This window comes from Acinetobacter sp., from assembly GCF_045628685.1.
In the GTDB taxonomy this organism is placed as follows: Bacteria; Pseudomonadota; Gammaproteobacteria; order Pseudomonadales; family Moraxellaceae; genus Acinetobacter.
Window position 1 is genome coordinate 23,045 of record NZ_JAZQPV010000053.1, and the last position, 11,562, is coordinate 34,606.

Below are 11,562 nucleotides of genomic sequence, written 5' to 3' on the forward strand. Positions count from 1 at the left end.
TGCAATATGTTGGTCTTAAAAAGGAATAGTGATATCGAATGCAAACTTTTGACCTTCAGGTCGGTTTTCAACGTCAAATTCTTTTTGGTATTTGGCAGCAACCGATATACCTTTAGCGAATTGGTAGCGCACTTGTGGTCCAATACTGGCTGCTTTGGCCTTAAAGTCACCAAGAATTGCGCCTTCACCCGAGTCACCTTCAAGCTGGCGATGAACATAACCACCTAGACCGACTGCAACTGGTCCCATGTGTTTTGCTACGATGTAGTCCACATGCAGAGCATTGCCTGATTGGTATTGGGTATCTTTATTTTCAAAGTTGATGTCGTACATCCACTTGGTGGTAACTTCGATACCTTGTTTGTTGAGATATGTGGCTGCCACAATCGGTTGAATGGTGTAGTAGTTACGACCAATATTGGCAAGTTTATTCTTGTTGTAAGAACCGACAGGAATATAAAAATCTACCCCGGTAGAGACATGCCAGTCGCCTTGATGCCAACCCAATAGAAATGGATCGATAATCACATCACCTAAAGCCGTTTTTTCATCCTGCCCGCCACCTAAGGTGATGTCGGCATTGGCATAGACCAGGAAGGCATGCATGCCCCAGTTGGCACCCAGAAAGGTTTTATCACTGACATAAATACCGCGTGCAACGGTTGCGAAGGTATCGAGTTTGAAATCATCAAATACAGGATGATCATTTTTGAATTTGTCTGCCGAATAAAATTGGTTGTAATTGATCAAATAGGTACCTGGAGGTGGCATTGCGCCCCCTAAAAAGCTATCCGTACCATCAGGATAAGCACTTCCCCCATTTTCAGCTGCAACTACAAATGGCGTACAGCCCAAAAGACTTGTGGCTAATACTATTGATTTTAGATGTTTAGCTGTCATTTGCAGCAATTCCTCAGATCGTTAAGTCTTCCTTAATAGAAGCTTTAACTTCCACTAAGCGCATGACTTAATCTAGTCCGAGAATATGCCTGTGAAATATAAGGATGAATCAGTGTTCTGATTAGGCAGAAGTTAAGTACTGATACTTAAACTGCCCTAATACAATAATGAGAAGTATGGGGAGCAGCATATAAAAATGCCTATTTATATAGGTAGATATACCTATTTATGGAGCCAAGTTGATTGAATTGTGATGGAATGATTTTTTAAAGAAGCATGTGGATGAGCATTAGACCACTTGCGAATTGATCTAAGAATGAATTTAATTACTGGAATGGTGAACTGCATACTGTTAAATTAACTTTCGCAAGAAGTCTAATTTACTACAAGTTTCTAATTGGATTTATAAGTATTTTTTGAGTTTGAATGAAATTCTGGATTCCTGTCCATTTTCGGCTAGCTCTTGCAGATTTCAGCCGAGGTGGTCTATTAAAGCTCCTAAATTTGGTCAAGATCTGCAAAAGTCAGTTGGATTGATCTACCCTCACATCAAGAATATGGATCTTATCGAGAAATAGACTCAATCATAGTAGATTTAGTCTGTTAAATAGCTTTGCGTTAAATATTCCAACGTAATGGCTGATCATGTTGCGCCAAACTTTCTCCCAAAGGCACTAGCCGTATGTCAGGATTAATCTTTTGCCAAGGGAGATCATTCGGATCTGCTTGCATAGCACCTGGAGATTTCGCAACTAAAATAGCAGCGGCCATATCTTGAAAATCGGCACGAAAATGTACAGAGCTTTTCACCACTATAATCGATTTTTCTTCAGGTGCTATGCCAAAAATTTTAAACATATTACGATCCAGTAACTGGGCTTTATAGGAACTGACCGCAATTTCAATGCCTGCTATTTCCAGTAATACACTCGGACCAATATCCGCCTCAACCCCATGCATCATGGGTCCGGCATATCTGAATTTTCCATCACTATAGGCTTTGATTTTAAATCCACCTGCGAATGGAAAATCTCCTGTGATACCCGATGTTCCGCCCAATTGCGTATGAAAGTGCTGATCAACTTCAAGCTGATAAGCTTGCTGCACCAGCACTGGATCAGCAATTAAGCCAATCAATGCATTTTTAACCTGATGACGATACAAGGCATATAACATACCAGTGGTATTAGAATCACCGCCAGCGCCCGGGTTATCCTGAGTATCTGCAATCACGATAGGCTTTGTTACACTCTTCTCTTGTTGAATTAATTTGAGTGCTTGCTGGATAGCATGATCAGGTGATAAAAATTCCATATTCCAGTGGGGTTCTTGTTGAAGCACATGCGCTATATAGCTTTGCATTGCTTGCTCTAACTGCAAAGCGCTTTCACTATAGCCCCAAATGCATCCGCCACATTCAGCAAAATCTGCCGCTGGGAAACCGGGCGTGAAATTCATCTGGACAGAGGTCTTTTGTTCTAGCTGTTCGAGTAAGGTCATACAGGACTGAGTCGGCTCCAGCTCAGTGCATTGCGCATTTAAGGCGATCAAAAACGGCAGCTTATACATTTTTTTATGGAGTTTTTTACCCTGAAATATTTGCTCCAGCAATTGGGCACAGCGTTGTCCGGTTTTTGCCATATCGACATGCGGATAGGTGCGATATGACATGAGTACATCACTCTGTGTAAACATCGCTTGAGTCACATTGGCATGAAAGTCCAGGCTAGCAATAACAGGAATGTCCAGACCTACTACTTCACGGATACGCCTTAACAATTCTCCTTCACCATCATCTACCTGTTCAGCCACCATAGCGCCGTGCAGATCCAGATAAATCGCATCAACCTGAGTGATATTATGAATGGCAGCTATTATTTCATCGCAAATACGTTGATAAGTGTCCTGTTCTACATGTGCTGAGGGCGAAGCAGCTGCCCAGATCACCGGTAAGAGTTGATAACCTAACTGTTCTGCTTCCTGAATAAAGCCACCAATTGGAATATTTTGCTCACGAAATTTTAGGATTTCTGCACCTCGAGTGAGCGGGGGGAATCCTCCACCCTGTACAAAATCCTGATACCTTGCTTTAGTCGGTGCAAAGGTATTGGTTTCATGTTGAAAGCCCGCAATGATAATTTTCTTCATGATTTATCGTCCTGCATCTTATAAAAATCAGTTTTATTCATCTGTGAGGAGACTGGCTGATGTTATCGCTTCAGGCTCTCTCTCCTTTTTTAAGCTAAAAGCATAAATTAAGATGAGACCGCCCAAAATCATGATCAGTGCAATGGCGATCCAGCCTGCAAGTAAAGATTGAGTCATCGTTTGCGCCAAGCCCATAATATTGGGACTGACAAAGCCACCAAGCAATCCAATACTGTTAATGAGTGCAATTCCCCCCGCCGCCGCTGTACCGGTTAAATATTTGGATGGAATTGACCAGAAAATTGTATAGGCGCTAAACATAAAGGCGGTCGCGGTACAGATCGCAATAAATGACAGGATAAAATTCCCGCTGATGACTGACAAAATTAAACTGATTCCAGCCAATACCGTCGGTACCACACTATGCCATTTACGTTCCTGCCATTTATCCGAACTGCGGGCAAAAATGGTCATGAAAATGGCACCACATAAATAAGGGATCGCAACCAACCAGCCAATCATTTGCAAATTCTGTATACCAGCCGATTTCAATAAAGAGGGAAGCCAGAAACCAATGGCGTAAATTCCACAAATGATCGAGAAATAGGCCAATGCCATGAAATAGATCCATGGATCTTTTAATACGGCCTTAAAATTATTATGACTGGTTGCAGCCTGATGCTGGGAAATCTCTCTCACTAACAAGGCTTTTTCCTCTTGGGAAAGCCATTTTGCTTGCGAGGGATGATCGGTTAAGTAAAAATAGGCCACGATGCCCAACATTACGGTAGGAATAGCCTCTAACAAAAATAACCATTGCCAGCCGGATAGGCCCTGACTTTCATGGAAAGCACCCATAATCTGGGTTGATAAAGGCGCACCTAACATGCCAGCCAAAGGCCCGGCAAGCATCACAATCGCCATCACCCGTGCCATGCGTGCGCCAGAGTACCAGTAGGTCAGATAGAAAATCATGCCCGGAGCAAATCCAGCCTCAAATACACCTAACAGAAAGCGTAAGACATAGAACATCTGCGGGGTGGTGACAAACAGCATCGACATTGAGGTTAGGCCCCACAAAATCATGATGCGGGTAATGGTTTTCCTTGCACCTATTTTTTCAAAATAGAGGTTGGTGGGCACTTCAAACAGCACATAGCCTAAAAAAAAGATTCCGGCTGCCATGCCATAAATAGCATCGTTAAAACCCAGCTCCTGCTGCATTTGTAATTTTGCAAATCCAATGTTGATTCGATCCAGGTAGGCAAAAAAGTAACACAGTAATAGAAATGGCAGTAAATGCCAGGTCACTTTTTTATAAACTGTATCTAGCCGCTTTGGGTCAGCTTTATTTAAGTCCATCAAAAACTCCTTTTTATCCAGATCTTTTTTATTCTTGCCAAAGTCATGTAAACATGCAGTTAACTTGATAACAATGTAATTTATTAGGCATACTGATGCTTTTAAGGCATCAGTAGTTTTATGGACAGAAACTTGCAATTCCTTGCGCCCTTGAACGGAATCAATGAAAAACGTTTGCGTTATTTCTATACAGTTATGATGTTTGGCTCTATGCGTAAAGCTGCAGATATATTGAATATTGAACAGTCAGCCATGAGCCGACAAATTCAACTCTTTGAAGCCGAATTAAAAATACAATTATTTAAGCGCAAAGGGCGACATATTATTCCAACCGATGCAGCCTATTTGGTGCTTGAGTATTTCAAAGAAAATAAAAACCGTGAAAATGAGTTATTTGACAGTTTATTTCAGTTGCAATCTTCTCAACTCGGCAAAGTCAACCTTGTCTCCAGTGAAAGTTATATGCAACACATGATTTATGATGTACTCCGACACGTGCATCATAAGTATCCAAATCTTGAAATTCAGTTAGAATTAATGAGTGGCAATCATGTCGTAAGACATATTGTTGATAGTCTGGCGCATATGGGACTGGCCTATAATCCTCCATTTCATGCAGACATCAGCACCATTGCCCATAAAGTAGAACCATTTATTTTAGCTGTGCCCTCTAGTCATCCTTTGGCTGAACTAAAACGTAGCGTTTGTCTGTCCGAAATCTCAGCCTATAAATTTGCTTTAATGCCCGTAGGCCATGGATTTCGTCAGTTACTCGACAGTGAAATGGGACGTTTACAGGTGAGTCTGAATATTGGTCTGACCACCAATTCTATCTATGCCTTAAAAAATTATGTCGTGGCTGGACATGGCATTTCCGCCATGCGCTATGCAGATATCGCAGATGCAATAAAAGATGGTCAGGCGGTGTCACTCACCATCGATTCAGAACTCTGTAATACTGCACAAACTCAGCTGATGGTGCGGAAGAACATGCATTTGTCTGAATCAAATCATTTGTTGATTGAGCGTATTCGTTCCAGTTTCAATCTGACTTAATGCTTGAAAATCGCTTTATTCTTTATATCAGCCTTGAAGTATTCAGATCTTTAAGGCCATAAAAGAAAAAATATCAGATCATCGCCCAAAGCTTTTGAGGGAAACCAAGATGCATGGTCTCAAAGAATAAAGTGATCAATTACCATAGAGACGCTTTTTAAGTTAGAGCAATGATAATCATACAGCTTCGTTCTAATGAAGCTTATATCCTGAATAAATTAACCCCATTAGGCAGACCAAATACCCAGGTTGTCAGTTAATCCGGGCAGCTTGAAAAAATATCTCTGTTGAAATGTTGTTTTCGCTGCTCTTAAAAATCAACTGTTAGGCTTGATAACATGTTCCGCATTGAAGTGTTGATAGGTGAGCCGATCTGCTGAATCTTCCAACAAGGGTAAAACTTCGTGCATGGTGGACAAACAGCGCTGTGTCAATTCAATATACTGTTCGGTACCCTTAGTTTTCCATGCAATCTCTTTCGCCTCCAAGCTACGCATCACTTTGGCTGGACTACCGAGAGCCAGTGAATTTTCAGGAATCTGGGCTTTGGCTTTGACCGTGCTATTGGCACCAATAATACTATTTTCGCCAATTTCTGCTTCATCCAGAATGACACTGTTCATTCCGACCAGCACATTTTTGCGAATAATACAGCCATGTAAAATTGCGCCATGTCCAATATGACCATATTCTTCCACTAAGGTCACACTGCCGGGAAAACCATGAATGGTGCATGAGTCTTGCACATTGGCATTTTTCTGAATACGAATTCCACCAAAATCGGCTCTTAAGGCCGCGAAAGGGCCAATATAGACCCCCGCCTCAATCACAACATCACCAATGAGCACTGCAGTCGGATGCACATAAGCTTGCGGACTGACCACAGGGATCACACCATCTATAGCATAACAAGGCATCTTTTTATTCCTTTAAAATCTGATGGTTTGAATAATTAATTACTTTAATAGCTGATTTCTTGCTGACGCAAACCACCAAAGCGTTTGTAAAATTGCGGATGCACAGGGGGCATGGAGCCTTCTGAAGTCCGTGCGATATCCATGAAAAATTCTTCACCCGCAGTCACCACGGTTTGATACAAGTTACTGCTTAAGTTTCGGGCACTGATGGATAACCAGTTTGATGGTAATAATTCAAATGGCAAGTTTGGATCTTTTAATAAAATGCGACGATATTGATGAATGAGTAAAATTCGCAGTTGAAAGGCCTGTACCGAATCGAACTCATCTTCATTTTCGACTAGATGAAAAAACTCTCTAAACACCGCAATGAATTTTTCATAACGTTGATACAACTCCTGAACCGGCCAATTCGTCTCTACCATGCGTTTTACAGTTGGGTAAGATTCCTGCCATAACAGTAAAGTTTCTGCTTTAAATACCACCACTTGCTCTGTCATTTTTAAATTTAACAGCAAGTTTTGCAGTTTGTGGTGATCACAACCCGGATAAGCCATGACATTGGTGGCAATATTGGCAAAACCCAGCCATTCCAGTTCTTTTTTTAAGAGCAGTTTATTTTCCAGTTCAACCGAACTCAGCAGCACCAGATCCCATTTCTGATCCCATTCCTGATGAGTAAAACTGTAAATTTTTTGATCTGCCATAATAAAGCGCTGACGGCTGCTTTCAGTCACCCGATAATAACTGGTTCGACCAATTTTCTCCGAAACCAGCCAGCCATTTTGAACCAGGCGAAATACGGCAGTACGAACGGATCTCTCGTTAAAGCCAAAGACGTCCATCAACTGGATTAAACTGGCCAGACTGATAATGCCACCGTGGTGAAAAATACAGTCACCAAAGATAGTCATGATTAATGAAGTCCCGCTCAGTGCTTCATTGCGAATAAAGTCATCGATGCTTTGTTTTAATTTCGGATTCATTTCGTTTAACTTTACCTTTTAAAAACTGAATGACCAGTCATAGACCGATCATCCCGTAGAGCTTATGCAGACTTTCGGATATCAAACACACGCTGTGCCTTACCTTCAGAGCGTGGCAGAGTGCCTTCTGGCAACACTTCCACACTGACACTAATACCCACCATGGTTTTAATCTGCCCTTTAAGCTGAGTTGCCAGCTGATGTGCCATAATATCGCTACTATCTTTACGCATTTCGGTACGGATATGCAATGTATCCATATGTCCATGTTTACAAATATGGATTTGATAGTTCGGGATGAGTTGCTGGATCTGTAAAATCTGCTCTTCAATCTGGGACGGGAATACATTCACGCCACGGATAATCATCATGTCATCACTGCGCCCCACAATTTTATCCATACGGCGCATGGTTCGGGCTGTCCCTGGCAATAACCGGGTTAAATCACGGGTACGATAACGAATCACCGGCATGCCTTCTTTGGTAATGGTGGTGAAGACCAGCTCACCCAGTTCACCATCTTCCAGCACTTCACCGGTTTCAGGATTGATAATTTCCGGATAAAAATGATCTTCCCAGATGGTTGGACCATCTTTAGATTCCAGACATTCCATCGCCACGCCGGGGCCCATGACTTCAGATAAGCCATAAATATCCAAGGCATTAATCCCAAGACGTTCTTCGATTTCCTTACGCATCTCATTGGTCCACGGTTCTGCACCAAAGACTCCAGTTTTAATTGAACAGTTTTTGGCTGTACCAAATTTTTTCTCAAGTGCCTCAATAATATTCAGGCAGTAAGATGGGGTGACCATCAGTGCCGTCGGTTTGAAGTCATGAATCAGCTGCGCCTGACGTTCAGTTTGTCCACCTGACATTGGAATTACGGTTGCACCCAAGCGTTCAACCCCATAATGTGCGCCTAGACCACCCGTGAACAGACCATAACCATAAGACACCTGAATGATATCTTTGCTGGTCAAACCTGCAGCTCGCAGAGAACGCGCCACCACATCAGACCAGGTATTGATATCATTCTGGGTATAACCGACCACGGTAGGCTGACCGGTGGTGCCAGAAGATGCGTGCACTCGTACGATCTGTTCCTGTGGCACAGCGAACATGCCAAAAGGATAGTTATCGCGTAAATCCTGTTTGGTGGTAAACGGGAATTTAGCCAGGTCTTCCAGAGAGTTAAAATCATCTGGATGCACACCCGCATCATCAAATTTCTTTTTATAAACCGGACTGTTCTGATAAGCATGCTGTAGGGTCTTTTTCATACGCTGAAGCTGGACACTACGTAACTCATCAACCGATACTGTTTCAATTTTTTCCATTGCATTGTTATTCATCTTTTTACTCCTGACGCAGTCATCCTGACCACGATTTATTTCATTAATTGAATGATGTTCTTAATCCATATTTTCTAGAATCAGGGCAACACCTTGACCGACACCAACACACATGGTGCAGAGTGCATATTTTCCATGACGACGTTTCAGTTCTTTCATGGCCGTGATCACCAGACGCGTGCCACTCATGCCGAGTGGATGCCCCAAGGCTATGGCTCCACCATTCGGGTTGATTCTCAAATCATCATCTTGCAGACCCAGTTCACGAATCACTGCCAGTGACTGCGCTGCAAAAGCTTCATTCAGCTCAATCACGTCCATCTGTTCCAGACTGAGTCCGGTCTGCTTTAAGACTTTCTGCACAGCAGGTACCGGACCAATGCCCATATATTTGGCTTCAACACCGGCGCTGGCCATCCCGATCACTTTGGCTTTCGGGTTCAAACCATACTGCTCGGCAAACTGCTGATTCCCGAGCAATACGCAAGCTGCACCATCATTGACACCCGAAGCATTGCCAGCAGTGACTGAACCGCCTTCTTTACGAAAAGGTGTTTTCAAAGCGGTCAGGTTTGCTAAAGTGGTCTCTGCACGGGGATGCTCATCTTGGGAAATGGTGAGCGTGGTTTTCTTCGGACCTTTCACCTCTACTGGCAGAATTTCTTCGGCAAAAATATCCTTCTGCTGTGCTACTGCAGTTTTCTGCTGGCTGTGATAGGCAAATAAATCTTGATCTGCTCGGCTAATCTGGTATTTCTCGGCCACATGCTCTGCAGTTTCCGGCATGCTGTCGACCCCAAACTGCGCTTTAAATTTTGGGTTGATAAAGCGCCAGCCAATGGTAGTGTCATAGATTTCAGGGATACGGCTGAAGGCAGTCGTGGGTTTGGATTGCACATAAGGTGCACGACTCATGGATTCCACCCCACCAGCCAAGATAAATTGTGCTTCACCCGATTTGATGGCACGTGCTCCCAGTCCAATGGCATCCAGACCTGAAGCACATAAGCGGTTCACGGTGATTGCCGGAACAGATTCAGGCAGTCCTGCGAGCAAAGTAGCCATACGGGCAACGTTACGGTTATCTTCACCGGCCTGATTGGCACAACCTAAAATGACTTCATCCAGTTCAGCCCAAGGCAAATCTGGATGCTGGTTCTTTAAATACTGAATGGGTAAGGCAGCCAGATCATCAGTACGGATACTGCTTAAAGCACCGGCATAGCGTCCGATCGGGGTACGGATTGCATCAAAAATATAAACCTGTTCCATGATTTTTCCTTTTAGCCAGCAACGCGTAATGGTTGCTGCTGAGTTTTCTGTGCATGTCCCTGCACCACTTTCTTTGCTAAATATATACTCGTTCTATAGCGATCTTCACCATAAATTTGATACATATTTTCCAAGATCTGTAAAATTGTGTAATACCCAATTCTATCTGCCCACTCAAATGGACCACAAGGGTAATTAACGCCATATTTCATAGCAGAATCAATATCTTGTTCTGATGAAATATCATGCAATACGGCCTCACATGCTTCATTCACCAGCATGGTGATACTACGTATAACATAAAGACCTGGATGATCCTTAGTCCAAATGGGTATCACATTCATACCTATGAAGAGTAGCTCTACCGCTTGACGCTGTTTTTCACTACAAGCCGGTGATGTCACCACTGGAATCGCCTGAGCACTGCTCCAGTCTGCATGCCAGTCCATCAACACCACCAGGTCATGCGGATAAGCCAGTTCAACCGACTCTCCAAGCGACAAACGCAGGGAAAGATCACCAATCAGGATTTCATTCTGTTGTGCCGCCTGAAAACTGAGTTCCACATGAGATGCCTGTTTTAAACGTTCAATCAGTGCTGATGAATGCAGCCATTCACCTTTTACCGTGACTTTGAGCTTATTCAGCGACTTGGCATAACTGACAGGCAATTCATATGCTGGTATAGGCTTGGCCTGAGCGTAATCATAAAAACCCTGACCGGACTTGCGGCCATAACAGCCTGCATCGACCAGTTCTTTTTGAATCAAGGATGGCCGGTAGCGTGGCTCATAGAAAAACTCCTGATAGACACTTTGCGTCACCGAAAAATTAACATCCTGTCCAATCAAGTCCGTGAGTTCACAGGGTCCCATGGCAAAACGGCCACATTCACGCATGATAAAATCAAGCTGTTCCGGTGTGGTGACATTTTCCTGCAAGGCACGAAAGGCTTCGGCATAATACGGGCGCGCGACACGATTGACGATAAAACCGGGAGTCGATTTGGCTCTGACTGGAACCTTATTCCAGTCCTTCATCAATTCCAATACTGCATCGGCAATGGCTATTGAGGTTTTCAGTCCGCGGATCACTTCGACCAGCTTCATCACGGGTGCCGGATTAAAGAAATGCAGCCCAATCACCCGCTGCGGATGCGGAATTGCAGCAGCAATTGCGGTAATGGAAATCGATGAAGTATTAGATGCAAAAATGGTCTGTTCCGGGCAAATGGCAGCGAGCTGCTGAAACAGGTGTTGTTTTACTTCTTTCTTTTCGACAATGGCTTCAATAATTAAGCCCGCATCGGCAAGCTGCTGAATATCCTCTGCCACGATCAAGTTTGCTAAGGTACTCTCCAGCAATTGCTGGGTCATTTTGCCATTTTGTACCCGCTTGCCGAGCTGTGTTTCAAAAGCGCTTAAAGCACTCTGAACTTTGCTGCTATCAACATCAAACACATAGGTCGGATGTCCATGCATGGCTGCCAGTTGCGCAATGCCAATCCCCATAGTCCCAGCACCGACCACAGCAACTTTTACTTGCTCTAAATTGATCTGTTGCATG

At 43.4% G+C, this 11,562-nt stretch carries 9 protein-coding genes; 1 reads left to right on the plus strand and 8 read right to left on the minus strand.

Annotated elements, in window-relative coordinates:
• Positions 1-15 precede the first annotated feature (15 nt).
• From ACKI4H_RS06775 to ACKI4H_RS06785, 3 genes are all read right to left on the minus strand, one after another.
• Positions 16-900 (minus strand): transporter, encoded by an 885-nt coding sequence (locus ACKI4H_RS06775; RefSeq protein WP_407304683.1) that lies wholly within the window; start codon positions 898-900, stop codon positions 16-18.
• Positions 901-1,518: 618 nt separating this feature from the next.
• Complete coding sequence (locus tag ACKI4H_RS06780; RefSeq protein WP_407304684.1) at positions 1,519-3,048, minus strand: M81 family metallopeptidase; 1,530 nt, start codon at positions 3,046-3,048, stop codon at positions 1,519-1,521.
• Between the two features lie 33 nt (positions 3,049-3,081).
• Positions 3,082-4,410 carry an MFS transporter gene (locus tag ACKI4H_RS06785; RefSeq protein WP_407304685.1) on the minus strand — a complete coding sequence of 443 codons (1,329 nt, stop codon included), beginning with the start codon at positions 4,408-4,410 and terminating at the stop codon, positions 3,082-3,084.
• A gap of 120 nt (positions 4,411-4,530) precedes the next feature.
• Between ACKI4H_RS06785 and ACKI4H_RS06790 the strand changes: the two genes are divergently transcribed.
• A complete protein-coding gene (locus tag ACKI4H_RS06790; protein WP_407304686.1) occupies positions 4,531-5,466 on the plus strand; it encodes a LysR family transcriptional regulator in 936 nt (311 codons plus the stop codon).
• A 317-nt stretch (positions 5,467-5,783) separates the two neighbouring features.
• On the opposite strand, the gene ACKI4H_RS06795 is transcribed toward ACKI4H_RS06790, so the two are convergent.
• From ACKI4H_RS06795 to ACKI4H_RS06815, 5 genes are all read right to left on the minus strand, one after another.
• Complete coding sequence (locus ACKI4H_RS06795) at positions 5,784-6,383, minus strand: gamma carbonic anhydrase family protein (RefSeq protein WP_407304687.1); 600 nt, start codon at positions 6,381-6,383, stop codon at positions 5,784-5,786.
• Positions 6,384-6,427: 44 nt separating this feature from the next.
• Positions 6,428-7,369, minus strand: coding sequence for a PaaX family transcriptional regulator C-terminal domain-containing protein (locus tag ACKI4H_RS06800; protein ID WP_407304688.1), 942 nt, complete (start codon positions 7,367-7,369; stop codon positions 6,428-6,430).
• A gap of 62 nt (positions 7,370-7,431) precedes the next feature.
• Positions 7,432-8,724, minus strand: coding sequence for a phenylacetate--CoA ligase PaaK (gene paaK / locus ACKI4H_RS06805; protein WP_407304689.1), 1,293 nt, complete (start codon positions 8,722-8,724; stop codon positions 7,432-7,434).
• 60 nt (positions 8,725-8,784) lie between these two features.
• A complete protein-coding gene (gene pcaF, locus ACKI4H_RS06810) occupies positions 8,785-9,996 on the minus strand; it encodes a 3-oxoadipyl-CoA thiolase (RefSeq protein WP_407304690.1) in 1,212 nt (403 codons plus the stop codon).
• A gap of 11 nt (positions 9,997-10,007) precedes the next feature.
• Entirely contained in the window at positions 10,008-11,561 is a 1,554-nt protein-coding gene (locus tag ACKI4H_RS06815; RefSeq protein ID WP_407304691.1) for a 3-hydroxyacyl-CoA dehydrogenase, read from the minus strand.
• Between the last annotated feature and the right edge of the window lies 1 nt (position 11,562).